The organism is Xanthomonas sp. NCPPB 1132 (assembly GCF_056629235.1).
This window is the reverse complement of the sequence record NZ_CM152819.1, coordinates 4,696,662-4,722,249: the sequence shown is the minus strand read 5'-3', so window position 1 is coordinate 4,722,249 and position 25,588 is coordinate 4,696,662. Positions and strand designations below refer to the sequence as shown.

General features: G+C 68.7%; 26 protein-coding genes. 7 read left to right on the top strand and 19 right to left on the bottom strand.

The genetic code is table 11. The features are described from left to right. The first annotated feature begins 3 nt into the window (after positions 1 to 3). The 3 genes from AC1G9L_RS20310 to pcaC all read left to right on the top strand — a co-directional run bounded on the left by AC1G9L_RS20310 (position 4) and on the right by pcaC (position 2,680). Positions 4 to 1,356: a 3-carboxy-cis,cis-muconate cycloisomerase gene (locus AC1G9L_RS20310; RefSeq protein ID WP_481069830.1), complete on the top strand. Its 1,353-nt coding sequence runs from the start codon at positions 4 to 6 to the stop codon at positions 1,354 to 1,356. 112 nt (positions 1,357 to 1,468) lie between these two features. Further along, entirely contained in the window at positions 1,469 to 2,248 is a 780-nt protein-coding gene (pcaD, locus tag AC1G9L_RS20305; RefSeq protein WP_019799517.1) for a 3-oxoadipate enol-lactonase, read from the top strand. 39 nt (positions 2,249 to 2,287) lie between these two features. Then, positions 2,288 to 2,680: a 4-carboxymuconolactone decarboxylase gene (gene pcaC / locus AC1G9L_RS20300; protein ID WP_019799518.1), complete on the top strand. Its 393-nt coding sequence runs from the start codon at positions 2,288 to 2,290 to the stop codon at positions 2,678 to 2,680. Positions 2,681 to 2,696: 16 nt separating this feature from the next. Here the strand turns inward: pcaC and AC1G9L_RS20295 are convergent, their stop codons facing one another. Beyond that, entirely contained in the window at positions 2,697 to 3,143 is a 447-nt protein-coding gene (locus AC1G9L_RS20295; RefSeq protein ID WP_481069829.1) for a winged helix-turn-helix transcriptional regulator, read from the bottom strand. A 132-nt stretch (positions 3,144 to 3,275) separates the two neighbouring features. Here AC1G9L_RS20295 and AC1G9L_RS20290 point away from each other — a divergent pair, with 132 nt between their 5' ends. Next, a complete protein-coding gene (locus AC1G9L_RS20290; protein WP_481069828.1) occupies positions 3,276 to 4,553 on the top strand; it encodes an MFS transporter in 1,278 nt (425 codons plus the stop codon). Here AC1G9L_RS20290 and AC1G9L_RS20285 read toward each other — a convergent pair. The 3 genes from AC1G9L_RS20285 to AC1G9L_RS20275 form a co-directional block, all read right to left on the bottom strand. Further along, complete coding sequence (locus AC1G9L_RS20285) at positions 4,447 to 5,316, bottom strand: IclR family transcriptional regulator domain-containing protein (protein ID WP_019800805.1); 870 nt, start codon at positions 5,314 to 5,316, stop codon at positions 4,447 to 4,449. The two genes, AC1G9L_RS20290 and AC1G9L_RS20285, sit on opposite strands and share 107 nt — an antisense overlap. Before the next feature lie 590 nt (positions 5,317 to 5,906). Beyond that, the gene (locus tag AC1G9L_RS20280; protein WP_019800806.1) at positions 5,907 to 6,944 is read right to left on the bottom strand and encodes a zinc-binding dehydrogenase; all 1,038 of its coding nucleotides are present in this window, start codon (positions 6,942 to 6,944) and stop codon (positions 5,907 to 5,909) included. Then, positions 6,941 to 7,900 (bottom strand): aldo/keto reductase, encoded by a 960-nt coding sequence (locus AC1G9L_RS20275; RefSeq protein ID WP_019800807.1) that lies wholly within the window; start codon positions 7,898 to 7,900, stop codon positions 6,941 to 6,943. Before AC1G9L_RS20275 ends, AC1G9L_RS20280 begins: the two co-directional genes overlap by 4 nt. A gap of 173 nt (positions 7,901 to 8,073) precedes the next feature. On the opposite strand from AC1G9L_RS20275, the gene AC1G9L_RS20270 reads away from it, so the two are divergent. Beyond that, positions 8,074 to 8,931 (top strand): methyltransferase, encoded by an 858-nt coding sequence (locus AC1G9L_RS20270; protein WP_019800808.1) that lies wholly within the window; start codon positions 8,074 to 8,076, stop codon positions 8,929 to 8,931. An 85-nt stretch (positions 8,932 to 9,016) separates the two neighbouring features. Beyond that, a complete protein-coding gene (locus AC1G9L_RS20265) occupies positions 9,017 to 9,553 on the top strand; it encodes a pseudouridine synthase (protein ID WP_019800809.1) in 537 nt (178 codons plus the stop codon). Between the two features lie 193 nt (positions 9,554 to 9,746). Here the strand turns inward: AC1G9L_RS20265 and AC1G9L_RS20260 are convergent, their stop codons facing one another. Next, positions 9,747 to 10,157, bottom strand: coding sequence for a hypothetical protein (locus AC1G9L_RS20260; RefSeq protein ID WP_019800810.1), 411 nt, complete (start codon positions 10,155 to 10,157; stop codon positions 9,747 to 9,749). Positions 10,158 to 10,270: 113 nt separating this feature from the next. Beyond that, a complete protein-coding gene (gene hrpB / locus AC1G9L_RS20255) occupies positions 10,271 to 12,895 on the bottom strand; it encodes an ATP-dependent helicase HrpB (RefSeq protein ID WP_481069827.1) in 2,625 nt (874 codons plus the stop codon). 97 nt (positions 12,896 to 12,992) lie between these two features. Between hrpB and AC1G9L_RS20250 the strand changes: the two genes are divergently transcribed. Next, positions 12,993 to 13,790 (top strand): TatD family hydrolase, encoded by a 798-nt coding sequence (locus AC1G9L_RS20250; protein ID WP_019799165.1) that lies wholly within the window; start codon positions 12,993 to 12,995, stop codon positions 13,788 to 13,790. Positions 13,791 to 14,133: 343 nt separating this feature from the next. On the opposite strand, the gene AC1G9L_RS20245 is transcribed toward AC1G9L_RS20250, so the two are convergent. From AC1G9L_RS20245 to AC1G9L_RS20185, 13 genes are all read right to left on the bottom strand, one after another. Continuing rightward, the gene (locus AC1G9L_RS20245; RefSeq protein ID WP_010340560.1) at positions 14,134 to 14,637 is read right to left on the bottom strand and encodes a hypothetical protein; all 504 of its coding nucleotides are present in this window, start codon (positions 14,635 to 14,637) and stop codon (positions 14,134 to 14,136) included. Between the two features lie 182 nt (positions 14,638 to 14,819). Continuing rightward, positions 14,820 to 15,764: a 2-dehydropantoate 2-reductase gene (gene panE / locus AC1G9L_RS20240; RefSeq protein WP_019799164.1), complete on the bottom strand. Its 945-nt coding sequence runs from the start codon at positions 15,762 to 15,764 to the stop codon at positions 14,820 to 14,822. A gap of 168 nt (positions 15,765 to 15,932) precedes the next feature. Next, entirely contained in the window at positions 15,933 to 16,940 is a 1,008-nt protein-coding gene (locus AC1G9L_RS20235) for an OmpA family protein (protein ID WP_481069826.1), read from the bottom strand. Between the two features lie 153 nt (positions 16,941 to 17,093). Then, positions 17,094 to 17,702, bottom strand: coding sequence for a hypothetical protein (locus AC1G9L_RS20230; protein ID WP_019799162.1), 609 nt, complete (start codon positions 17,700 to 17,702; stop codon positions 17,094 to 17,096). After that, complete coding sequence (locus tag AC1G9L_RS20225; RefSeq protein WP_481069825.1) at positions 17,702 to 18,376, bottom strand: TadE family protein; 675 nt, start codon at positions 18,374 to 18,376, stop codon at positions 17,702 to 17,704. The genes AC1G9L_RS20230 and AC1G9L_RS20225 overlap by 1 nt, the downstream gene beginning before the upstream one ends. Further along, positions 18,373 to 18,759 (bottom strand): DUF192 domain-containing protein, encoded by a 387-nt coding sequence (locus AC1G9L_RS20220; protein ID WP_019799160.1) that lies wholly within the window; start codon positions 18,757 to 18,759, stop codon positions 18,373 to 18,375. The genes AC1G9L_RS20225 and AC1G9L_RS20220 overlap by 4 nt, the downstream gene beginning before the upstream one ends. After that, positions 18,756 to 19,646 (bottom strand): type II secretion system F family protein, encoded by an 891-nt coding sequence (locus AC1G9L_RS20215; protein ID WP_019799159.1) that lies wholly within the window; start codon positions 19,644 to 19,646, stop codon positions 18,756 to 18,758. Before AC1G9L_RS20215 ends, AC1G9L_RS20220 begins: the two co-directional genes overlap by 4 nt. After that, positions 19,643 to 20,491 (bottom strand): type II secretion system F family protein, encoded by an 849-nt coding sequence (locus AC1G9L_RS20210; RefSeq protein WP_019799158.1) that lies wholly within the window; start codon positions 20,489 to 20,491, stop codon positions 19,643 to 19,645. Before AC1G9L_RS20210 ends, AC1G9L_RS20215 begins: the two co-directional genes overlap by 4 nt. Next, a complete protein-coding gene (locus tag AC1G9L_RS20205; RefSeq protein WP_019799157.1) occupies positions 20,491 to 22,215 on the bottom strand; it encodes an ATPase, T2SS/T4P/T4SS family in 1,725 nt (574 codons plus the stop codon). The genes AC1G9L_RS20210 and AC1G9L_RS20205 overlap by 1 nt, the downstream gene beginning before the upstream one ends. A 30-nt stretch (positions 22,216 to 22,245) precedes the next feature. Beyond that, a complete protein-coding gene (locus AC1G9L_RS20200) occupies positions 22,246 to 23,850 on the bottom strand; it encodes a type II and III secretion system protein family protein (protein ID WP_481069824.1) in 1,605 nt (534 codons plus the stop codon). Positions 23,851 to 23,852: 2 nt separating this feature from the next. Continuing rightward, positions 23,853 to 24,695, bottom strand: a complete 843-nt coding sequence (cpaB, locus tag AC1G9L_RS20195) for a Flp pilus assembly protein CpaB (protein ID WP_019799155.1) — start codon at positions 24,693 to 24,695, stop codon at positions 23,853 to 23,855. Positions 24,696 to 24,732: 37 nt separating this feature from the next. Then, the gene (locus AC1G9L_RS20190; RefSeq protein ID WP_019799154.1) at positions 24,733 to 24,927 is read right to left on the bottom strand and encodes a hypothetical protein; all 195 of its coding nucleotides are present in this window, start codon (positions 24,925 to 24,927) and stop codon (positions 24,733 to 24,735) included. Further along, a complete protein-coding gene (locus tag AC1G9L_RS20185; protein WP_481069823.1) occupies positions 24,924 to 25,571 on the bottom strand; it encodes a hypothetical protein in 648 nt (215 codons plus the stop codon). Before AC1G9L_RS20185 ends, AC1G9L_RS20190 begins: the two co-directional genes overlap by 4 nt. Positions 25,572 to 25,588 lie beyond the last annotated feature (17 nt).

The window sequence follows — 25,588 nt, the reverse complement described above, 5'->3', positions numbered from 1 at the left end:
CCGATGAGCGTCTCCGAGTCCCTGTTGCGTCCGCTGTTCGGCGATCCGGCCGTCGATGCGCTGTTCGACGACCGTGCGCGCCTGCAGGCCATGCTCGACGTGGAAGCGGCGCTGGCGCGCGCGCAGGCACGCTGCGGCGTGATCCCGGCCGACGCGGTGGCGCCGATCGCCGCCGCCTGCGATGCCGCGCACTACGACCTGCCGGCGCTCGCCGCCGCCACCGCGTTGGCCGGCAATCCAGCCATTCCCTTGGTCAAGGCGCTCACCACGCAGGTCGCCGCCGCCGATGAAGACGCCGCGCGCTGGGTGCACTGGGGCGCGACCAGCCAGGACATCATCGACAGCGGCGCGGTGCTGCAGCTGCGCGCCGCGCTCGACCACGTGGAAGCGCAACTGGACGCGCTGTGCACGGCGCTGGCGGCGTTGGCGCAGCGCGAGCGCGACACCGGCCTGCCCGGGCGCACCTTGTTGCAGCAGGCGGTGCCGGTGACCTTCGGACTGAAGGCTGCCGGCTGGCTGGACGCGCTGCAGCGCAGCCGCCGGCGCCTGCAGGCGCTGCGCGAGGATGCGCTGGTGCTGCAGTTCGGCGGCGCCGCCGGCACCCTGGCCGCGCTGCAGTCGCAGGGCCTGGCGGTAGCCGAGGCGCTGGCGGCGGAGTTGCGCCTGCCGTTGCCGGCGCTGCCCTGGCATGCGGCGCGCGACCGCATCGGCGAGATCGGCGCGGCGTTCGCGCTGCTCGCCGGCAGCCTCGGCAAGATCGGTCGCGACGTCGCCCTGCTGATGCAGTCGGAAGTGGCCGAGGCGTTCGAGCCGGCGGCGGCGGGCAAGGGCGGCTCCTCGGCGATGCCGCACAAGCGCAATCCGGTCGGCTGCGTGGTCGCGATCGCCGCGGCCACGCGCGCGCCCGGCCTGCTCGCGACTCTGTTCGCGGCGTTGCCGCAGGAACACGAGCGCGCGGTCGGCGGCTGGCATGCCGAATGGGAGACCCTGCCGGAACTGGTGCGGCTGAGCGCCGGCAGCCTGGCGCAGGTGCGGGTGCTGGCCGAGGGCCTGGAACTGGACCGCGCGCGCATGGCCGCGCATCTGGACAGCCACGGCGGCCTGCTCTACGCCGAGGCGGTGGCGGTGACCCTGGCTGCGCACCTGGGCAAGGCCGCCGCGCACGCGTTGGTGGAAACGGCGGTGCGTCGTGCGCTGGCCACGCAGCAGCATCTGCGCGTGGTGCTGGCCGCCGAACCGCAGGTGACCGCGGTGCTGGCGCCGGCGCAACTGGATGCGCTGTTCGCCAGAGACAGTTGGCGCGGCATGGCGACGGTGTGGATCGAGCGCGTGCTCGCCGCGCAGGCGCGCGGGTGAGGCGCAGCGTCGTGCCGGCCTGCCGCAGCGTGGGCGGCACGTTCTAGACTTGCGGCAGCCGTCCGGTTCCCCGCCGCGACGGCCCCTTCCACTTTCCCTGCGAGCGCCGCCCATGCCCATCCTCGACCTGCCCACGCATCGTCTGCATTACCGCATCGACGGCAGCGAAGGCCGTCCGTGGCTGACCCTGTGCAACTCGCTCGGCACCGACCTGCACATGTGGGACGCGCAGATCGCCGCGCTGTCGCCGCACTTCCGCGTGCTGCGCTACGACCGTCGCGGCCATGGCGCGTCCACCACCCCGCCGGCGCCCTACACCATCGCCGACCTCGGCGGCGACGTGGTGGCGCTCTGGGATGCGCTGTCGATCGAGCGCAGCCATTTCTGTGGCCTGTCGATCGGTGGGCTGACCGGGCAGTGGCTGGGCCTGCACGCGGGCGAGCGCCTGCTGAGCCTCACCCTGTGCGCCACCGCGGCCAAAATCGGCAGCGCCGAGAGCTGGCAGGCGCGCATCGAGCAAGTGCGTGCCGAGGGCCTGGCGCCGCTGTGCGACGGCACCCGCACGCGCTGGTTCACCCCGGCCTTTGCCGAGGCGCAGCCGGCGACCGTCGAGGCGATCCTGGAGAGTTTCCGCGCCACCGATGCGCAGGCCTACATCGGCTGCTGCCAGGCGCTGGCCGAGGCCGACTTCCGCGCGCGCCTGGGCGAGATCCGCGTGCCGGTGCTGGCCGTGGCCGGGCACGACGATCCGGTATGTCCGCCAGCCGATCTGCAGGCCATCGCCGCGCAGGTGGCGCAAGGCGAGGATGCCGAGGTGCACGGTCGCCACCTGTGCAATGTCGAGTCGCCGCACGCCTTCAACGATGCGTTGCTGCGCTTCCTGCTGCAGTAGTCAGCGCCCGCTTTTCCCCACGTTTCAGGAGTCGCCCCGATGCACGAGAACGAACGCTACGCCGCCGGCCTGCAGGTGCGCCGCGCGGTGCTCGGCGATGCCCACGTCGACCGCTCGCTGGCCGCACGCACGCCGTTCACCGAGGAATTCCAGGAGTTCATCACCCGCACCGCCTGGGGCACGGTGTGGACCCGCGAGGGCCTGCCGCGGCACACGCGCTCGCTGCTGACCCTGGCGATGATGGTGGCGCGCGGCCACGACGAAGAATTCAAGCTGCACGTGCGCGCCGCGCGCAACAACGGCGTCAGCGCCGACGAGATCAAGGAAGTGCTGCTGCAGGCCGCGATCTATTGCGGCGTGCCCGCGGCCAACCACGCCTTCGCCCTGGCCGCGCCGATCCTGGCCGAGCAGGCCGCCGAAGGCGGCGCATAGCGCGCGCCGCGCGCGCTCAGCGCACCTTACGCACTTCGGTGACCGCCGGGCTCAGCCGCGTGCCATCGGCGGCGCGCGGCTGCATGCGCGCGACCGGCTTGCCGTTGCGCGTGTCGATCAGCACCGAATGGCGCTCGCCGTGGTCGAACAGATGCCGTTCGCCCCATTGCCGCAGCGCCAGCACCACCGCGAACAGGTCTTCGCCCTTGGCGCTCAGCGCGTACTCGCGGTAGGCGCTGCCGTCGGACGCCTCGCGCGTCTCCAGGATGCCGGCCTCGACCAGCTTGCGCAGCCGGTCGGCCAGGATGTTGCGGGCCATGCCCAGGCTGCGCTGGAAGTCGCCGAAGCGGCGCACCCCATCGAAGGCATCGCGCACGATCAGCAGCGACCAGCGGTCGCCGATCAGGTCGGCGCTGCGCGCCACCGGGCAGGGCGACGCGGGCAGGGCAGGGCGGGACGGCATCGGCGTTTCCGGTCGGCGCTCGGCGGCAGTGGTTGCATTTTAAAACCTATCGGCCTAGCCTGAAACAAGTTTCGTTTTGAAACTGGAATGGGCGAATCTTCGATCATGCACTCCGTCACCGCGGTGCCCTCCATGCCGCGTCGTCTGGTCTGGCTGTTCGCCATTGCCAGCGGCCTGAGCGTGGCCAACGTCTATTACGCGCAGCCGCTGCTGGATGCGCTGGCAACGGATTTCCGCATCGGCCCAGCAGCGGTGGGCGGCGTGGTCAGCGCCGCCCAGGTCGGCTGCGCGCTGGCCCTGCTGTTGCTGGTGCCGCTGGGCGACCTGGTGGAGCGCCGGCGTCTGATGGCAGCGCAGGCGCTGGGATTGGTCGCGGCGCTGATCGCGGTGAGCGTGGCGCGGTCGGCGCCGGTGTTGCTGGCCGGCATGCTCGCCGTCGGCATGCTGGGCACGGCGATGACCCAGGGGTTGATCGCCTATGCCGCCAGCGCCGCGGCGCCGCAGGAGCAGGGGCGGGTGGTCGGTGCGGCGCAGGGCGGTGTGTTCATCGGCCTGTTGCTGGCGCGGGTGTTCGCCGGCGGCGTCAGCGACCTGGCCGGCTGGCGCGCGGTCTATGCCGGCGCCGCGGCGCTGATGCTGGCGCTCGCGCTGCCGCTGTGGCGCTGGTTGCCGGCGCTCCCGGTGCCGCCGCAGCCACTGCGCTATCTGCGCCTGATCGCGTCCATGCTGACGCTGCTGCGGCAGGAGCGTGTGTTGCAGGTGCGCGGCGTGCTGGCGCTGTTGATGTTTGCGGCGTTCAACATCTTCTGGAGCGCGTTGGTGCTGCCGTTGCGCGCACCGCCGTACGCGTTCTCGCACACCGCCATCGGCGCCTTCGGTCTGGTCGGCGCGGTCGGTGCGCTGGCGGCAGCGCGGGCCGGGCACTGGGCCGACCGCGGCCATGCCCAGCGCACCAGCGCCGCGGCGCTGGTGGTGCTGGTGTTGGCCTGGTGGCCGCTGTCGTGGCTGCCGCACTCGCTGGCCGCGCTGCTGCTCGGCATCGTCCTGCTCGACCTGGCCGGGCAGGCGCTGCATGTCACCAGCCAGAGCATGATCCTGCGCGGCCGTTCGCACGCGCACGGCCGGCTGATCGGCCTGTACATGCTGTTCTACGCGGTGGGCAGCGGACTGGGCGCGATCGGCACGACCGCGACTTACGCGCAGGCCGGCTGGGTGGGCGTGTGTCGCCTGGGGGCGGCGGTCAGCCTGCTGGCGCTGCTGTTCTGGTGGGCGACGCGGCGGCTCGGCGCGGCGCCCGCGGCGCTCAGTCCAGCACCCGGCTCAGGCGCTGCGCCGCCTGCCGCAGTGCCGGCAACACCGTGCTCTGCAGGCTGCCCAGGGTCATCCGCGCCACCGAGCTGCCGACGTTGAGCGCGGCGACCACGCGGTCCTGGCGGTTGCGCACCGGCACCGCCACCGAGCGCAGGCCGATTTCCAGTTCCTGGTCCACCACCGCATAGCCGTCGCGCTGCACGCGCTCGAGCAGGGCCTGGAACTGCGTGCGGTCGGTGACGGTGCGTTCGGTGCGCGGGCGCAGCGGATTGCGCTCCAGGTAGCTGTTCAAGGTGTCGCCCGGCTGCGCCGCCAACAGCACCCGGCCCATCGAGGTGCAGTACGCCGGCAGGCGGCTGCCGGCGCGCAGGCCGATCGACATGATCCGCACGGTTTCCGCACGCGCCACGTACAGCAGGTCGTCGCCGTCGAGCACGCCCAGCGAGCAGGATTCGTGCAGGTCGTCGCGCAGCGCATCCAGCACCGGCTGCGCCGCCACCGACAGCGCGGCGGTGGACAGGTAGCCGCTGCCGATGCCCAGCGCGCGCGGCAACAGCACGTAGCCGCGGCCGTGGGTACCGGCGTAGCCCAGCTTCTCCAGCGTGTACAGCACGCGCCGCACCGCCGCGCGCGGGATGCCGGTGTCGGCGCTGAGCTGGGCCATGCTGACGTCGCGGCTGTGCTGGCCGAAGGCGCTGAGCACAGCCAGGCCGCGCGCCAGCGAGGTCATGAAGTTCGGGTCGCCTTCGCATTCGCCGATGCGCCGCATCAGCTCCGCGGCCAGGCCGCGCTCGGGCGGGGTGGGAGCGGTGGCGGCACGCGCGGTGCGGCGTGCGCGAGGGGGACGCGGGGAATCGGACATGGAAGCGGCGGCGGCGGCGATGCGTCCGATGGTAGTGGTTGCATCAGTGGGCGTCGATGCCGAAGAGGCAGACGGGCGCGGCGGCAGCCGCTCCTACGGTTCTTTTTCGTCCGACACGCAAATCTCAAGCGAAAGCAAAGGCTTTCGCCCTGACGGGCGAGTTACTTTTCTTTGCTCGCGCAAAGAAAAGGTAACCAAAAGAAAGCGCGCCCTGCCTTGCGCCCTCCGCGCTGCGCGCTCCGGGTCCGCGTCCATCACGGGGATCCGCGGAAGGGGCATCCTGCCCCTGCCGCGGACGGCGCACATCCTTGTGCGCCGCCCTTCGGGTTTTTCCCCGCGCTGGCCGCCGCTTCGGAAGGGAACCCGGTAAGTCAAAAACAAGGGCAAAAGCAACAGCCGAAACCAAGCGATCGCGACTCCTACAGCGACTGGCGATGATCGGTGTCCGGGCGCGATGTGGGGAGGGACTCCCGTCCCTTTTTGTGGGATCAGTCCCGACTGATTCCGAGGTAGATCGTCCGTCTACTCCGTTCGTCGTGGTCGCATGACAGTTGACTCCCACAGATGCACCAGCCTCGGACCTTGTGGCCTCAGTCGCCCAGCCGCACCACCAGCTTGCCGAAGTTGCCGCCGCTCAACATGTCGATGAAGGCCTGTGGCGCATTTTCCAGGCCGTCGACGACGTGTTCGCGATAGCGCACGCGGCCATCGGCGAGCCAGGCGCCCATTTCGCGCAGGAACTCCGGATACAGCTTGACGAAGTCGCCGACGATGAAGCCGCGCAGGGTCAGGCGCTGGCGCAGCACCTGGCCCATCAGCGCCGGCAACCGGTCCGGCCCCGGCGGCAGCGCGCCGTTGGCGTTATAGGTGGCGATGGTGCCGCACACCGGCACGCGGGCGAAGTCGTTGAGCAGCGGCAGCACCGCATCGAACACGTGGCCGCCGACGTTCTCGAAGTACACGTCGATGCCGTCGGCCGCGGCGGCGCGCAACTGCTCGGCGAAGTCCTTGGCGCGGTGGTCCAGGGCCACATCCACGCCCAGTTCCTCGCGCAGGTAGCGGCATTTTTCCGCGCCACCGGCGATGGCAATCACCTTCGCCCCGCGCAGCCTGGCGATCTGCGCCACGGTGGCGCCGACCGGGCCGGTGGCCGCGGCGACCGCCACGGTCTCGCCCGGCTGCGGCTTGCCGATCTCGTGCAGGCCGGCATAGGCGGTGAAGCCGGGCATGCCGTACACGCCGAGCGCGGTGCTCGGCGGCAGCGGCGAGTGGGGATCGAGCTTGCGTCGCAGGCTGGCGCCGTCGACGACCAGATGGGTCTGCCAGCCGCCGTTCTGCACCAGCACCAGATCGCCCGGCGCGTGGTCGGGGGAGTTGGATTGCAGCACCTCGGCCACGGTGCTGCCGACCATGGTCTCGCCCAGTTGTACCGGCGGCGCGTAGGAGGGCGCATCGCTCATGCGCCCGCGCATGTACGGGTCCAGCGACAGCCAGCGATTGCGCAGCAGCACCTGGCCGGGGCCCGGCGCCTCGAGCGGCGCCTGTTCGGTGCGGAAGTTGTCGGTGCCCGGCGCGCCCTGCGGGCGCGAGGCCAGCACGATGCGGGTGGTCTGGGTGGGGGCGGTCATGCGGTTTCCTCACTTGCGGTATTCAATTGCGCGATGTCCTCGGCCGACAGCTGCAGGCGCGCGGCGGCGAGCAGGTCCTGCAGTTGCTCCAGGCTGGTCGCGCTGGCGATCGGCGCGACGATGCCCGGCCGTGCCATCAGCCAGGCCAGCGCCACCTGCGTGGGCGTGGCGGCATGCTTGCCGGCGATGTCGTCGAGTGCGGCGAGGATGCGCAGGCCGCGCGCATTGAGATAGCGCGCGACCACGCTGGCGCCGCGCGCCTGGCTCTTGCCGGCGTCTTCGGCGCGGCGGTACTTGCCGCTGAGGAAGCCGCTGGCCAGCGCGTAGTAGCACAGCACGCCCAGGCCCTGTTCGCGCACCAGAGGTTCCAGTTCGGCCTCGTAGCCGGCGCGGTCATAGAGGTTGTATTCCGGCTGCAGCGTCTCGTAACGGGGCAGGCCATACTGCGCCGAGACGTTCAACGCCTCGCGCAGCCGCGCGGCGCCGTAGTTGGAGGCGCCGATCGCGCGCACCTTGCCCTGTTCGATCAGCCGCCCGAATGCTGCCAGCGTCGCTTCCAGCGGTACCGAATCGTCGTCCTCGTGCGCCTGGTACAGATCGATGACGTCGGTCTGCAGGCGCTGCAGCGAGTCCTCCGCGGCGGCGGCGATGTTGTCGGCCGACAGGCCCGGGCGTTCGGCCCACTTGCCGACCTTGGTCGCGATCAGCACCTTGTCGCGCTTGCCGCTGCGCTTGAGCCACTGCCCGATCAGCGTTTCCGATTCGCCGCCGTGGTTGCCGGGGACCCAGGCCGAGTAGATGTCGGCGGTGTCGATGAGATTGCAGCCGGCCTCGACGAAGGCATCGAGCAGGGCGAAGGAGGTCTTGGCGTCGGCGCTCCAGCCGAACACGTTGCCGCCGAACGCCAGCGGTGCCGCATGCAGGCCGGAGCGGCCGAGTTCGCGCGTGTGCAGCATGGAAAACGTTCCACTTTGGGGGAGGCGACAGGATAGTCGCCAGGGGTTGGGCGGTCGTCAAATGCTCGCGAAAACATCGTTCTGTAGACGTGATTCGCGCTAACGGAAGCGCAACATTCGGCGCTACCGGGCCGCGTGCTAGGCTCGCGCCACCTCTCTTGCGGATGCCTGCCATGACGCTTCGAACCTCGCTCGCCTGCGCCTGCACCCTGGCCGTCGCCACTGCCTTGCTCGCTCCCGCGGCGCAGGCGATCAAGCCCGCCGACACCGCGACGCTGCCGGCGCCGGACGCGGCGCTGCAGACGGCGATCGACGGCAGTTGGCGCGACCGCGCCAACGTCGCCCGCGACGCCTACCGCCATCCCGGCCAGACCCTGGCGTTCTTCGGCATCAAGCCGACCCAGACGGTGATCGAGATCACCCCGGGCAGTGGCTGGTATTCCGAGATCCTGGCGCCGTACCTGCGCGAGCGCGGGCAGTACATCGCCGCGGTGGTCGATCCGGCGGCCGTGCCGGAAGGCCGCGGCCGCGATTACCAGCAGAAGGCGCGCGCCGGCCTGGAGCAGAAGTTCGCCGCGGCGCCGGCGCAGTACGACCACGCGCGCATCGTCGCGTATGCGCCGAACGCACCGGTGTTCGGCCCGCCCGGCTCGGCCGACCTGGTGCTGACCTTCCGCAACGTGCACAACTGGCGCATGGCCGGCCAAGCCGAGGGCATGTTCAAGGGCTTCTACAACGTGCTCAAGCCCGGCGGCGTGCTCGGCGTGGTCGAGCACCGTGCCAAGGCCGACGTGCCGGCCGACGACAAGAGCGGCTATGTCGGCCAGGCCCAGGTGATCGCCATGGCCGAGGCGGCCGGCTTCAAGCTGACCGGCAAGAGCGAGGTCAACGCCAATCCGCGCGACACCAAGGATTATCCGGGCGGCGTGTGGACGCTGCCGCCGAGCAACCAGCACGAGGCCGCCGACGACGCCAAGTACCAGGCGATCGGCGAGAGCGACCGGATGACCCTGAAGTTCGTCAAGCGCTGAGTTGGCGCACGGGCGACGCGGCGCGGACGCATGGGACAATGCCTGCGCCGCGCCGTGCGGCGCAGGCCCGCCGCCGTTCCCGCCGATGCTGATCGCCTTCAACAAGCCCTTCAACGTGCTGTGCCAGTTCACCGACCGCAGCACGCCGCCGCGGCGCACCCTGGCCGAGTTCGGCCTGCCCGCCGACGTGTATGCGGCCGGACGCCTGGACTACGACAGCGAGGGCTTGCTGCTGCTGACCGACGATGGCGCATTGGCGCACCGTCTTACCGATCCGCGGCACAAACAGCCCAAGACCTACTGGGTGCAGGTGGAAGGCGCACCGCAACCGGAGCAACTGCAACGCCTGCGCGACGGCGTGCTGTTGAACGATGGGCCGACCGCGCGGGCGGAGGTGACGTTGCTGGAGGCGGCGCCATCGCTATGGCCGCGCGATCCGCCGGTGCGCTTCCGCAAGAGCGTGCCCGATGCCTGGCTGCAGGTGGTGTTGCGCGAAGGTCGCAATCGCCAGGTGCGGCGGATGACCGCAGCGGTCGGCCTGCCGACGCTGCGCTTGGTGCGCGCGGCGATGGGTGCGCACCGCCTGGACGGACTGGCACCGGGCGCGTGGCGCGCGCTGTAATGCGTGCGGTGCCGCGCGACGCGTATAGGAGCGGCTTCAGCCGCGACCGAGCGTTACCGATGTTTTCCGGTCGCGGCTGAAGCCGCTCCTGCGCTAGAGGCGCATGGCTGCAGCGAATCCATAAAAAAGCGACCGGGATCTCTCCCGGTCGCTGCGTATGGCACTGCGACGACCGTCAGGCCGCGCGCGCAATTCACTCTTCGGTGGCGTCCTGCGCGGCCGCGGTGCGGCGCGTGCCACGGGTGCTGGCGGCGCTGCGGCGCGCACCGACATTGCCGCGCTTGTTGGCCGCTTCGATGCGCTGGGCATTGCCTTCGATCGGCGCACCCTTGTCGCGCTGGCGCTTGCGGTAGATGGCGTAACCCAGCAGGCCGACGCCCACCGCGGCGGCGGCGATGGCCACTGCCGGATTGCGACGCACCGCGGTACGCGCGACCTTGGTGCCGGTCTTCACCGCACCCAGCGCAGCGCCCGCCTTGAGCGCACCCACCGCCTTGCCGGACTGCAGCCACTTGTTCGCCTGCGGGCCGAAGTGCTTGAGGCTGTCGCCGGCGTGGCTGGCGAGATCCAGGGCGCGATCGGTGATGATGGTCAGCTTGCTCATGGGCGTCCCCTACTGGCAGGAATGAAGGGCTGCAGTGTCGCCCGCATTCCGTATACGGGGCGTTAGCGCAGCGCCGTGGATTCGTCTGCCCGCTGAATGCGGCACGTGTCGCCCTAGGTGCCGCGCGGCTTGGCGCGGTGGCTGGCGGTGGCGGTCCACGGGTCGTCCGGCCACGGGTGGCGCGGATAGCGACCCTTCATTTCCTTCTTCACTTCCGGATAGGTGCTGGACCAGAAATTGCGCAGGTCCTGGGTGACCTGCAGCGGCCGCCCGCCGGGCGAGAGCAGGTGCAGCAGCAGCGGCACGCGGCCGTCGGCGATGCGCGGGGTGTCGGCCAGGCCGAACAGTTCCTGCAGCTTGACCGCCAGCACCGGCGGCTGCGGCTGCCCGGCATGGTCCAGGCTGTAGTCGATGCGCCGTTCCATGCCCGAGGGCACCGCGATGCGCACCGGGGCATTGCGGTCGATGGCCTGGCGGCGGTCCCAGGGCAGTCGCGCCTTCAGTGCCTCGCCCAGTTCGTCCTCTCCGAGCGCGTCGAGCCGGGTCTTGCCGGCGAAGGCGGGGCGCAGCCAGTCGTCGAGGCTGTCCAGCAGCGCGGCATCGCCCAGGTCCGGCAGGTCCAGTTCGGGCATCCACTGGCGCAGCCCGGCCACCCGCGCACGCCACTGCGTCAGACCCTCGCCCCAGGGCAGCGCCTGCAGTCCCAGCTCGCGCACCGCCTCGGTCAGCGCCGCGGCCGCCTGTGCCGGTGCGACGCGGCCGGCGGGGCGACTGTCGAGCACGATGCGATCGAAGCGGGTTTCACGCAGCGCGCTCAGTGCGCGCCGCTCGGTATCCCAGCGCACCACGTCCTCCTGCGCGAAGCGCTGCGGGAACTGCGCGCGCAGGTAGCGCTCGTCCACCGGCGCGGCGCGCAGCAGCAGCGCGTCCTTGGCCTCGTGGCGCAGTTCGGTGGCGACCAGCCAGGGCTCGCCGCGCAGGTCGCTGTTGTCGAACATGCGCGCGCTGCGGCCGTTGGCCAGCAGGTAGCGCAGCGGATCGTTGGGATGGCGGGTGCCGATGCGGTCGGGAAAGGCGTGCGCCAGCAGATCGCCGAGTTCGTGCGCCTCCACGCTGTCCGGTGCGGCGGCATCGATGCGCAGGCGCCGCCGCCACTGTTTGGCCGCCGCGTCGATCGCCGCCAGCGCGCCGCGGTTGGCGTCGTGCGGCACGCGGCCGCGGCGGAACGCGGCCAGGGCGCGCCAGCGCGCGGCCAGTGCGTCGCCGCCCTGGCGCAGCGGGTCGCGCGCTTCGATCAGGGCGGCGAGGTCGCAGGCCAGCGCCTGCGCGCGCGCATCGCCAGCGGCCAGCAGCATCGCCGCCAGCCGCGGATGCGTGCCCAGCGCGAGCATGCGCCGGCCGCTGGCGGTGATGGTCCCGTTCGCACCGAGCGCGCCCAGCCGCTGCAGCAGCTCGCGGGCGGCGGCCAGCGCGCCGGGCGGCGGCGGATCGACGAAGCGCAGCCCATCGCTGCCCCAGGCGGCCAGTTCCAGCGCCAGCCCGGCCAGTTCCACCTGCAGAATCTCGGCGCGGCGTTGCGCTTCCAGGCGCTGCGACTGCGGCCACAGCCGGTAAGCCCAGCCGCTGGCGACGCGGCCGGCGCGGCCGGCGCGCTGGTCGGCCGAGGCCTGGGCGATGGTGGTGACGTCCAGCCGCGAGAAGCCGCTGTTGGGATCGTAGTGCGGCTCGCGCGCCAGCCCGGCGTCGATCACCACGCGCACGCCGGGCAGCGTCACCGAAGACTCGGCGACGTTGGTCGCCAGCACCACGCGCCGCCGCCCCTGCGGATCGGGCTGCAACACCTTGGTCTGCTGCTCCACCGGCAACTCGCCGTGCAGCGGCAAGACCTGCACCTCGCGCCCTTCTCCCTGCGGGAGAAGGTGGCGCGCAGCGCCGGATGAGGGTACGCCAGAGGCGGTGCCGGCTTGGGTAGAGCCCGACGCGGCACCTGCTGGAGCAACACCCACCACCGCACCACCCCCCACCCCCGCCGCCTCCAGCGCCGCCTGCACCCGCCCGATCTCGCGTTGCCCGGGCAGGAACACCAGCACGTCGCCCGGATGCTGCTGCAGCGCGTGCTCGACCGCGCGCCGGGCCTGCGCCTCCAGCGACTCCTCGCGCCGCGCCGGGAAATGCGCGATCTCCACCGGAAAGCTGCGCCCGGCGCTGGACAGTCGCGGGGCGTCGAGGAACTGCGCCAGGCGCTCGCCGTCCAGGGTGGCCGACATCACCACGATGCGCAGGTCCTCGCGCACCTGCGCCTGCACGTCCAGGGCCAGCGCCAGGCCCAGGTCCGCGGCCAGGTGGCGCTCATGGAACTCGTCGAACAGCAACGCGCCGACCCCGTCGAGCATCGGGTCGTCCTGCAGCATGCGGGTCAGGATGCCCTCGGTGACCACCTCGATGCGGGTGCGTGCGGACACCTTGTTCTCGAAGCGGATGCGGTAGCCCACCGTCTCGCCCGGCGCTTCGCCGCGCTGCCGGGCCATGAAGGTGGCGGCGCTGCGCGCGGCGACCCGGCGCGGTTCCAGCATCACGATGCGCCGGCCCTGCAGCCACGGCGCGTCGAGCAGCGCCGGCGGTACCTGGGTGGTCTTGCCGGCGCCGGGTGGGGCTTCCAGCACCAGGCGCGGGTGGGCAGCGAGGCTGTCGCGGAGTTGCGGCAGCAGCGGATCGATCGGAAACACGGCGGACGTCATCGGCAAAGGATACGTGGCCGCCGCGCCGCCGTGGAGCGGCGACAGGCGCGTGGCCCGTACAATTGGCTGCTGTCCCGGCTGATTCCCGCGCAAGCGCATGACCCTGATCGACATCGGCGCCAACCTCACCCACGAGTCCTTCGACCGCGACCGCGACGCTGTGTTGCAGCGCGCCCGCGCCGCCGGCGTCGCGCAACTGGTGGTCACCGGCGCCAGCCGCGAGCACTCGCCGCTGGCGCTGCAATTGGCGCAGCAGCATCCGGGCGTGCTGTACGCCACCGCCGGCGTGCATCCGCACCACGCGGTGGAGTACACCGCCGAGTGCGACGCCGAACTGCGCGCGCTGCATGCGCATGCCGAGGTGGTGGCGGTGGGCGAATGCGGCCTGGACTACTTTCGCGACTTTTCGCCGCGGCCGGCGCAGCACCGCGCGTTCGAGCGGCAGCTGCAACTGGCGGTGGACACCGGCAAGCCGCTGTTCCTGCACCAACGCGACGCCCATGCCGACTTCATGGCGCTGATGCGCCAGTTCGACGGCAAGCTCGGCCCGGCAGTGGTGCATTGCTTTACCGGCAGCCGCGAGGAACTGTTCGACTACCTGGACCGCGACTGGTACATCGGCATCACCGGCTGGCTGTGCGACGAGCGCCGCGGCGCGCACCTGCGCGAGCTGGTGAAGCACATCCCCGCCGAGCGGCTGATGATCGAGACCGATGCACCGTACCTGCTGCCGCGCACGCTCAAGCCGACGCCGAAGGACCGCCGCAACGAACCGGCGTTCCTGGCGCACATCGTCGAGGAACTGGCACGCGACCGTGGCGAAGACGTGGCGACGGTTGCCGCCGCCAGCACCGCGGCCGCACGGTCGTTTTTCCGCTTGCCGATGCCGGCCTGAGGACGTTGGCGCGGCGGGTTTCGTGTTTGGGGATTCGGGATTGGGGATTGGGGATTCGTAAAAGCGCGCTTGGCTGTACGCGTCTTTTGTTGGAGCGGCTTCGCCCGCGACCGGGCAAGGCGTCGCGGCGGATGCTCCGGTGGCCATGCCGATCCTCTGCGCGACCGTGCCGGCCGATGCGCCGGTGGAGATCCTGGACGGCGTGGGTTGGCGTCTTCTTGTGGGAGGGACTTCAGTCCCGACGCCTGACGGTGTCAGTCGGCGTTGGGCTTCATCCGTCGCGGCTGAAGCCGCTCCTACGTGGGCAACGGGAGTCGGCCTGACCGGGTGGCGCCCACCGGCCTCAATCGACCTGCGCGTCCTCGCGCTTGGCTTCCGCCATGGCTTCCGGCTCCAGTTCCTCGGCGCTGCGGTTGAGCTTGACGAACACGCCCCAGGCCACCAGCAGCAGCGCCGCGCACAGGCCCACGGCAGACGCGTAGGGCAGCTTGGACGGATCGTCGTGCATCAGTTCGAAGATCGACACCAGGGTCTCGATCGCCAGGGCGATGACGATGACCACGAAGAACCGCGACAGGTAGCGACGCACCCGGGTCGGTCCACTGACCTTGACGTCGCGCTGTACTTCTTCCTCGTAGATGGTCTGGCCCAGTTCCAGGGTCACCAGTGCCACAGTGAGCAGCCCGATCGCTTCCAGCACCACGTTGAAGCGGTCGCGCACCACCAGTTCGCCGCCCGGCGTCAGGCCGTGCCATAGCTCGAGCACGGCCATGCAGATCAGCCCGGCCGCGCACAGCAGGAACAGCAGGATGATGAGGAAATGCCCGCCGCGGAACAGTTTTTCCATGCGCGTGACCGTCGCTCGCCCCCTGTGTGGTGGGCGAGCATAGGCGCCAGGCGCGTCAGCGGCGCGCGAAGACGCAGGACCGCCCTCGGGACGGCGCGGGTACGACCTTGCCCGGAACACCGTGGCTGGCGTGCGCAGGGCAGGGGCACGCTGCGCGTGGTGCCGGCGTCCCGCGGCAAACCTCAGCGCGCGGGCAGACCGGCCTGGTAGGCCTGCAGGTGGCAGTACGCGGCCATCAGCAGCGGTGCTTCATTCCCGGCGGTACGGGCGCGGACCAGCATGTCGCCGACGATCTGCTGCGCCTCCACCTGCTGCCCGGCCTCCAGATCGCGCAGCATCGACGCCTTCATCGGCGAGCCTGGCTGGGTCAGCAGGTGCAGCGCGCTGGCCTGCGCCGCCTCCGGCACCGGTTCGCCGGCCGCCGCGGCCACCGCCGTGCATTCGGTATACAGGCCGCGCACCAGCGTCACCCCATCGTCGCTGGCGACGATGCGCCCGATCGGCGCACGCATCAGACAGGTGGCCGCGGCCAGCGCGGTGAGGAAGGTGTACTTGATCCATTGCTCCTGCGCGATCCGCGGCGTGGCCAGATGGTCCACGTCGGCTTGCGCGCAGGCCTCGGCCAGGGCGCGCACGCGCGCGCTGTCGGTACCGCGGCCGTCGCGCTCGCCGAAGGTCAGCGAGGCCGGCTTGGCCAGGTGCTGGATCGCGCCGTCGGCATCCAGCACCGCGCTGATGAAGCACAGCCCGCCGACGACCCGCTCCGCACCGAAGCGCGCATCCAGCGCCGGATAGTGGCGCAGGCCATTGAGGATCGGCAGCACGCTGGTGTCTTCGTGGACCGCCGGTGCCACCGCCTCCAGCGCGCTCTGCAGGTCGTAGGCCTTGCAACTGAGCAACACCAGATCGAACGGCCGCGCCTGCGCGGCGCCGGGTAGCGTGTCGGCGGTGAGCGTGCTCACCGCGATCGCTGCATCGCCGCGCGGACTGCGGATGCGCAGGCCGTCGCGCTGCAAGCGTGCGGCCCGCGGCGGCCGCACCAGGAAGCTGACATCGACGCCGGCCTGGGCCAGGCGTCCACCGAAGTAACCGCCGGTCGCGCCGGCGCCGAGAATCAGGATACGCATGAGACGTGGATCGCCATGGAGTGGGAGGCGTCCGGCTGCGGGAACGCATGCCGGCAAACGAGCGCGCGTGCGGTCCTGTCGACGATGCGGCGCAATCGGTCATGCCGTTGCGCCGCACCACGACCCGCACGCATCAGGATGACCGCATGCCGCGGTACCCGGTGCGGCTCAGCTCTTCTTCACCAACTCGACGCGGCGGTTCTGCGACTTGCCTTGCTCGGTCGCATTGTCTGCCACCGGATCGGCATCGCCGAAGCCGGCCGCGCTCAGGCGCGACGCGTCGATACCCTGCGCGACGAGCGCGGCGACCACCGCCTTGGCGCGTCCTTCCGACAGCGTCTTGTTGTGCGCGGCATCGCCGGTGCCGTCGGTATAGCCGTTGACGGCCAGCTTCAGCGCGGCGTCCTGCTTGAGCAATTGCACGACCTGCGCGATCTGCGGCTGCGAGTCGGGCAGGATGTCGGTCTTGTCGGTGGCGAAGTTGACGTGCAAGGCCACCTTGCCGGTCTTGTCGATCTGCGTCTTCAGTTCGCTGGCCGGCAGCAGGCTGGCGGTGACCTGCAGCGGCTTGGTCTCGGCAATCAGCAGGCCGCCACCGAACTGGTCGGTGCACAAGTGGATCCAGATGATGCGATCGGCGCGGTGTACGACGTATACCTGCGTGACACCATTCCAGACGTCGCCCAAGCCACTGTTGTACTTGATGGCGAAGTCGCGTGGCCATTCATTGATTTTCTTTCCTGCTGCTTCCGGAAGCTTGCCGTCGAAGATCTTCTTGCCGCCCATGGCGGACACGACGGCTTCGATATTGCGCTCGAGTTCCAGATCCGAAAACGTTTTTCCTGCCTCGGATCGGATATGCGCGGACCACACCCTGCCTTCCACCGGCTCCAGACGATCACCTGTCCAGAAAGGCACTTGATCGAAATCAGCAATGTCTGGTTTCGTTCCGGCTACGTATCCGCTCGGGAGGGCGATGTAAGGAAAGTCTCCCAACGGGACGTCGGACACCGGCAGGCTGGCAGGGTCGAACGCCGTGCTGGTGGCAACGTGCTGCGTGGATGCGTCCTGCTTCGCGCTGGCGGTCGCCGCGGGGGGTGTCGCCTGATCGTCGGGATGCGCGGGCTGCTCATGCTTCTTGCAGGCGCTCAGGCTTGCGATGACGGCCAGGGCCAACGTCGCCGCTACTGCTCTTTTCACGGAGATACTCCTTGTCGGGGGACGAACCAAACTAGTGTAACGGTGCGATCGGCCGATCTTGCTGCAGAACCATGAACCCGCGTCGACCAGACGTGGGCGACGTGCGCATGGATTGCAGGTGACGCGGGATCAGTGCGCGAGATCGGGCGGCTGGAACAAGGCATCCGGCTGTGGGCCGTAGTCGACGCGTTGGATGTCCCAGTGCTGTTGCTGTTCCAGCCCGGTTTTGCCGCGATAGGCGAGTACCAGGCCGGTCTCGCGGTCCAGCCACATCGTGCCTTGCCGGGTTCTGCCCGGCCCATCCGGATTGGCCAGGCGGTACCGCCACTGCACCGCGTCGCGGCCCGCGCGCAGGCCGCGCTCGCCACGCTGGCAGTCGGCGAACATCCCAAGTCCCGCGCAGGGTTGCTCCGGATCGAAGCGTAGCGGCCAGCGCATGCCGGGAACGGGCATGGCACCCCCTTGCTGGCCCACGATCCAGCCGGTGGGCGCATCCTTCGCCAGGATCAGCGCATAGGACCGACCGCTGGCGTCCTGGAACTGGATGCGCAGCGCGCCATCGCGGAAGAACACCGTCGCCGGCTGCGCCGCGCCGCGCGGCTGGATCCGGCTCAGGCCGCCAAGCTCGTTGGTGCTGACCTGGGCGACGCCGGAGAATGCGGCGTCCTCGGCGCACGCCGAGCCGGCAATGATCTGGCACAGCAGTGCAACGCACGCAAGCAGCGCGAGACGGGGCATCACTTGTCGAGGTTGCCCTGTTGGGAGATGGGCGATTGCATGCGCACGATGGCGTAGCTTTCGATCGGCAGGCGCCGGGTGAACGTTTGAAGGGGGGAGGACTCAAACGTCCCCGGCTTCAGATACTGAGAATTTCCCCCCAATACCCAATCGACAAAGGGAACCACCAACGGCGCGTCGTAGACGACCTTGATCTTGAGAATGTTGGCGTCTTGAACATTGACCCCGCTGCTCCCGATTGCGGTGCTGCGGTAGGCCAGCGTATCGTTGGGCAACGCGTAACTGCCGTCGTACTGGCGCTCCTTGAAGTTGTTCCATGCGGCACGGGTTGGATTGATGACGGTGATGTGGCCGTGCATCTTCAGCGTCAGGTCGAGTCGGGCTGCAAGACGCGCAGTTTCCACGCCCATTAGGCTTTTGTCAGTGGCGTACAGCGGCATCATGCCCTTCTCGAAGGCGGCACGCATTTCTCCTCGATCGACCCCGCTCACCGCGCCCGCGCGCGCCGCCATCAGCGCGGCATAGTCCAGCGTGGACTTCATGCGGTACAGCAGCACGGCCTGGATGACCGCAAGCAACAGGAACAGCAGCACCGGGGTGATGATCACCAGTTCCACCATGGATTGGCCGCGCATCGACGTGCGGCTGCGCAGTGTGCGGGCGCGTGCATTCATGACCGGGCTCCCTGAGAGGAAGGCGCCGGCGCGGTGGCGCGCCAGTGCCAGTGTTCGCCGCGTTGCGGTTGCAGGCGGTCCAGCGCACCGCCATGGAACTCGATGGTCGCCACGGCCCGTCGGCACAGTGCCGTGCGATATGGCCTGACGTTCTCGCGCCACTCCAGCACGATATCGTCGTGGCCCAGGAATACCAGATCCAGCGGGTAGCCCATGCCGATGGTATGCACGCTGGCGCAGGGGCGGATCAGCAAGGCCTCCGAGCCGTCCGTGGCCAGTGCCGGGCGCGCCAGCAGCCCGCGTGCGCGCGACCACCAGGTATCCGCCGCCCACACCTGCGGGATAGGGATGCCGGCGCTGCGCTCGATGCATCCGCGCTTCACAGGATGCCCTCCTGCACCATCTTCAAGTAGATGAAGTAGCCCAGGAAAAGGAAGATCAGCGGAAAGAAGAACATCACCAGCGGCAGCATCATCTTCACCGGTGCTTCCAGCGCCAGCTTCTCGGCACGCAGGAAACGTTCCTCGCGGCGCTGGTTGGCCTGTGCGCGCAAGGTGTCGCTGAGGTTGGCGCCGACCTTGTCGGCCTGGATCAGCGCACTGGTAAAGCTGGTGATCTGCGCGATGTCCATGCGCTCGGCCATGCGCCGCAGTGCCTCGGCGCGCGGCAGGCCGGCGCGCAGGTCGCGCAGCATGCGCGAGAACTCCTGCGACAGCGCGCCGGACGGTCCCTTGGCGACCGCCTGCTCGATGCCGCCGGTCACGTTCAGACCGGCCTCGACCGCCATGGTGATGAAATCCAGGTAGATCGGCAGGTCGCGCACCACCGTCTTCTGTCGCGCCTTGCGCCGCTCGCCCAGCCACAACGCGGGATACAGCCAGCCCAGCACGCCGCCGAACAATAGGCACATCAAGCCCGAACCGATGCCCAGGTGGCCGAGCATGCCGGTGCACAGCAGGAAGAAGGCGATCACCATCAGCGCGCTGGCCATGCGCAGGCCGTAGAACTCTTCCGGCGTCAGCGTGTAGTCCTGGCCGGCGGCCTGCAACTGGCGGTGGGTTTGTTCCAGTTGCGCCACGCTCAGGCGCGGCGCGATGCGCCGGGTCAGCACCGTCACCAGCGGCCACATCAGTTGCATCAACCGCGGCAGTGGATCGTAATAGGTGCGGTCCTCCAGCTCGACTTCGCGGATCACCCCGCGCGTGCCGATGACCACCAGCGCGACGGCGCCGGCGGCAAGAAGCGCGACGAGGGCGAGCATCCAGGTCATACGTCGATCGTCATGATTTTCTTGCAGAGACGGTAGCCCAGGTATTCCATGACCAGGCAGATGGTGATCACCACCCAGCCGTGCCAGCGATGGAACATCGGCTGCATGGTTTCGCTATACATCACGGTGAGGTAGCCGATCAGGAACACCGGCAGCATCGCCATGACGATGCCCTGCAGGCGGCCCTGCGCGGTCAGCGACTTCACCTTCTTCTCCATGGTCAGGCGGCGGCGCAGCGTCTCTGCCAGGGTCGCCAGGGTCTCGGCCAGATTGCCGCCGACCTCACGCGAAATATTCACCGCCGAGACGAACAGCTCCGCATCGGTGATGGGCACGCGCTTGCTGAAGTTCTCCATCGCTTCTTCGGCGCGGATACCCATGTGCTGCTCGCGCAGCACCAGCGCCAGCTCCTGCGCCAGCGGCGGTTGGCCGTCGTGGACCAGCACTTCCATCGCCGGTGCGAAGCCGACGCCGGCGCGCAGGCTGCTGGCAAGCATCTGCAGCGCGTCCGGGAGCTGCTCCTGGATCTGCTCCAGCCGACGCTTGCGCAGGAACGCGTAGATCTTGCGCGGGGCGAAGATCAGGAAGATGCCGATCAGCACCGCGATGACCAGGCTCCCGGTCAGCATCCACACCAGCAGCGGCACGATCACCATGATCACGGCGCTGATCATGTAGACCTGGGCCGGATCCAGGAACAGGAACATGTCCGTCAGGTTCATGCGGGCCTGGTCCATGAAGCTTTCGCGGTAGCGCTTCAGGAACTGCTCGCTGGACCGCGCGATCAGCAGGAATGCCGTCACGGTCCCGGCGAACACCAGCAAGGCGATCAGCCACAGAGCCATCAGCGCGCGCTTCCCTGGTTGCGGAAGATGTCAAGGTTCACCGACACGCCGCGTTCGGCAAGTTCTTCGTAGAATTCGGGTACCGCACCGGTCGCCACGAAGTTGCCGGCGACCTTGCCGTCGGGGCCGTGGTAGGTGGTGGGCTTGAACAAGAACAGGTCCTGCATCTGGATGGTGCCGCTTTCGATGCCGGTGATTTCGGTGATGTGGCTGACCTTGCGCGAGCCGCAGGGATAGCGGCGCTGGTGCACGATCAGGTTGACCGCCGACGCGATCTGCTCGCGCACGACCGTCATCGGCAGCTCCATGCCGGCCATCATCACCATCACCTCCAGGCGCGAGAGCGTCTCGCGCGGGTTGTTGGCATGCGCGGTGGTCAGCGAGCCTTCGTGGCCGGTATTCATCGCCTGCAGCATGTCCAGACACTCGCCGCCGCGGCACTCGCCGACCACGATGCGGTCCGGGCGCATGCGCAGCGCGTTCTTGACCAGGTCGCGGATGGTGATCTGGCCCTTGCCCTCCATGTTGGGCGGGCGGGCTTCCAGCGCCACCAGGTTGGGTTGGACCAGTTTCAGTTCCGCTGCATCCTCGATGGTGACCACGCGGTCGCCGTCCGGGATGAAGTTGGACAGGATGTTCAGCAGGGTGGTCTTGCCCGAGCCGGTACCGCCGGACACCACGATGTTGCGGCGCTCGCGCACGGCCATGATCAGGAAGTCCAGCATCGCCTGATTCAGCGAGCCGAACTTGAGCAGGTCCTCGCCCATCAGCCGGCGTGTGGCGAACTTGCGGATGCTGATGCTGGGCCCGCGCAGCGCGACCGGCGGGATCACCGCATTGACGCGGGAGCCGTCCTTGAGGCGCGCGTCGACCAGCGGCGAACTTTCGTCGATACGCCGCCCCAGGGGCGTAACGATGCGTTCGATCGCGGCCAGGCAGGCACGTTCGTTGGAGAACACCACCTCGGACTTCTGGATGCGCCCGGCACGCTCGATGAAGATGTCGTCGTGCGAATTGACCATGATTTCGGTGACGGTTGGATCGTCGATCAGGTCTTCCAGCGGCCCCAGCCCGATCGCCTCGTCCAGCACCTGCTTGGCCAGTCTGCGTGGGCTGATGTCGGCCGGCAGATCGCTGAACTCGCGTTTGAGGATGTCGTCGATCAGGTTGATGGTGCTGTCGCGCAGCGCGCTGTCGTCCATGCTGCGCACGTCCATGCGCCGCAGGTCCATCTGCCGCACCAGCGCCATGTGCAGCTTGGTGCGCCAGGTGGCGATATCGGAGGGCGGAGGCCCGGCCACCACCATGTCGGTCGCGGCGGGCGCCGCCGGCTGGTGATCGGGCGCGGCATCGGTGGCTGCCGCGGGCGCTTCCGTGGCCCTGACCGCTGCGCCGTCGTTGGCGGCGGGCGTCTGCCGGGCGATGCGTGCATCGTCGCCACTGACCTTCAGCATGTACTGGCCGATGCGGATCTCGTCCTTGCCGTCGATCGGCCCCTGCTTGGCCAGCACCACCTTGCCGTTGAGCGTGATCGGCTCGCGCCCGCCCAGGGGGAGGATGAACACGCCATCGTCCTCGCGCAGCAGGGTGGCGTGCTTGCCGGCGATGTTCCAGCCCTGCAGCATCACCAGGTTGGCATCGGCGCGACCGATGCCGCACTCGCGGTGCATGCACTTGACCTGGCGCGTGTCGCCCCCTGGCGTATTGATCAGCACTGTGAACATGGCGGTGAACCTTGCGCTCCGTGGGGTGGATTACTTGATCAACTTGTCTTGGCGGGGGCTGATTTCATCCTGCAACTCCTTCTCGATTCCCTGGGCGCGCTGCAGATCCTGCAGGTTCTCCGGCGAGGTCGGGCTGACGATGCGCGGGGTCACGAAAATCACCAGTTCGGTCTTGTTGCCGCGGAAGCCATCGGAGCGGAACAGCTTGCCCAGGATCGGGATGTCGCCCAGCAGCGGCAGCTTGTCCACGGCCTTGGAGGCCTCCCGATCGAGCAGCCCGGAGATGACGATGGTCTGGCCGGCATTGACGTTCAGTTCGGTCTCGACGCGGCGCGTCAGGAAGCCGGGCACACCCTGTACGGACACCGACGGATCGATCCGGCTGACCTCGGCCATGATCGAGGTATTCACCTGATTGGACGAGTTGACTGTCGGGTTGATGTTCAGGCGGATGCCGTACTCCTTGTACTCGATCTGTGTCTGGCCTAGGATCGACGGCACCACGATCGGCACTTCGCCACCGACCAGGAAGGTCGCATTGCTGCCGCTCTTGGCGCTCAGCTTGGGCTGCGCCAGCACCCAGGCCTTGCCGCGACTCATCAACAGGTTGATCTTCGAGGCGATCGTGGTGGCGATGCCGAAGTAGCCCTGCGGCCCGGGTAGCCGGGTCGGAAGACGGTCCTTGACATCATTGAACGTCTCGTTGTCCTTCGGAAGAACGCGGAAGTAGTTGTTTGTAGTGACATCACGAATCAAACCCCCGATGGGGCCGTCAATCGTGCTGTCCCAGCGGATGCCAAGATCCTCGACCGCGTTTTTGTTGAACTCCATGATGGAGACATCCATCTGCACCATCGGACGCATACCCACCGGATCCGGTCCCGCAAAGTTCAGAATCTGCGGATAGACATTACGCAATGCTTGAATCTTAGCGGTGGTTGCGGCATCGACGTCGTTGCCGGAGATCACCACGTTCGCACCGATGGCTCTGACCGTGATTCCAGGAATATCGCCGAGCAATTCGCGTACGGTCTCTGCCACCCCATCGGACTTGCTCCCTGTAACAGTGACGCTGACATCGCGCTGACTGCCGTCGGCCATCCACAGGTGCACATTGGTATTGCCGGGCTTGGTGCCGATCATCACCAGTTCGGACTTGCCGACCGAGAAGACGCTCAAGACCTCGCCGTCGCCGACCGCGATGCGCCGCAGCGCCCCGGGAACCCGCCGCACCACGGCCTCGCCGGCATAGATGCTTTGCGACGGCTGGATCAACGGGGCGACAGACGGCTTCTTGTCCCCGGCCAGGGCGACGCCACCACCGCCCGACGAGGAGCCGCTGTTGCCGAGTTCCTGGATCTGGGATTCCATCGTCTGCTTGAGCTGGTCGACCTGGCGTCCTTGCGCCATCAGTCGCGCTTGTTCTGCCGACGGTACATCCGCTGCCTGTCCGCCAGCCGGCATCACTGCTGGCGTGGTCGCCGGCGCGCGCTCGGCAGGCCGTGACGCAGCAGTAGTAGTGGCGGCCTGTTGTGCCGATGCGTTCCATCCCCCGATGCCCGCCAGCAGCAAGCCGGCCAACCATGGCGCCGATGTCCCGGCCTTGCTCCTGCGACGGCGTGTTGTCTGCGTCATGCTTAACCCTTTCCGCCAATGATGAACTCAACGCGGCTGCTTCCGCTGCCCGTGTTTGCCGGATCGCCCGATCCCAGCGATCGCAACAACTGACTCTCGCTCATGCCCGTCGCCGCGCCGGGCGAGGTGTCCTGTACTTCGCGCAGCAGCACGCGCACCGCGCCCACCTTGGAGGCGACGGCCAGCTGCTTGGCCTGATACTGGTCCAGCTCCAGGGTGACGCTGGAAAAGCCGGTGGAGGTGCTGGATTCCTCGCCTTCCTTTGGCGCCGGCGTTTCGCCGATGCGGCTGCCGGTAGCCAGGACCTTGATCTTCTGCAGCAGCGGGAACACCTGCGCGCCCGATGCCTGGCTGCCTGCGGCGCCATTGCTGCCGGTGGAGGCGTCCTTGACGAAGAAGATGTCGATCAGGTCGCCCGGTGCGATCATGCCCGAGATCGAATTGTTCTCGTCCACGCTCATCGTGTAGGCGACCTTTCCCTTGGGAATCAGCTTCGAGAACTGGTCGTACAGCGGAACCAGGGCACTGGCGCTCAACGGCGCGCCGCCCCGTGCCGGCGCACGCAGTATGCGGCCTTCGAACTGGGTGTGGTTGTCGGGCGTGACCGCATCGGCGGGCGCGAATTCGGCAGGGATCGTGCGCAAGGCCAGATCGCTGCCCTGCAGGATCGCACCCTGCGGCAGATCGTTCACCGGGACCGCGACGTCGACCATCGGTCGATTGTCCTGGGTGCGTTCGGCGACGGTGGTGCGGATGTAGCTGACCGCGATGAAGGCGGCCAGGCCAGCCATCACCACCGCGATCAGGATGAAAAGGACGTTCTTGCTGAGTTTGGGTTTCTGCATTGAAGAGGCGCCGTCGGCGAATTATCTCGAGAGGGATTCAGGCCGACAGCACGTCGGAGACCGAAATGGCATAGACGAAGGCGGAATACAGCTCTTTCAGGGCCGTGACCACTTCTGTGATCAAATCGGGCTTGGCGATCAGCACGATTACCAGCGCCATCACCACCACGGTGTATTCGATCGTGGACTGGCCGCGCTGCAGGCGCCGGCTGGGTAGGGCGTGTACGTTCATTCGACCACCGCCACGATCACGGTGCCGGTCTGCCCACGGCTCGAGGTCACGGTGACGCGATTGTCCTGCCGGGTGAAGCGGGAGACACAGTGCGGGCTGCTCGCGGTACAGGCCGAGGAGGAGCCATCGCGCGCATAGCCCTGCCCGGCGAAATACCGTGCGTAGTACTGCTGGTTCTGCAGCGGCGTGTAGCGGTTGAGCATGCTCAGGGTCCTGACGTGACGCGGGGTATCCATGTAGACGATATCTTCGGCCACCTGCGTGTCGGGCAGCCGGCCGAAGCCTTTGCCGACGCCGTCGGCCGGAAGATCCTTCTTCGGAAGTTCCATGACGCCGATCTGCCCTTGCGTGTAGGTGGCGTTGCCGCTCAATTCCACCGTGATGTAGTAGCCATCCTTCGTCATATGCCCAAGAACGGTCTTGTTACCCATCGGCGTAGTCACGACCATGCTTCCCCACTCCTTGCGATAGAACTGCTCGACCTGCTGCGGCGACTGCGCAATACGGAAACGGCTCGCGCGCATTGCTATGCCGTTATAGAGCATGTGCTCCGAGACGATCTCGCCCGAAGCCTGGTCGGGGACAGGAACCTCCGGCCATTCCAATGCGAGGGCTGGCTGCGCTGCCAAGGCGGAAAGGAGCAAGACAATCCCGCTCGCGA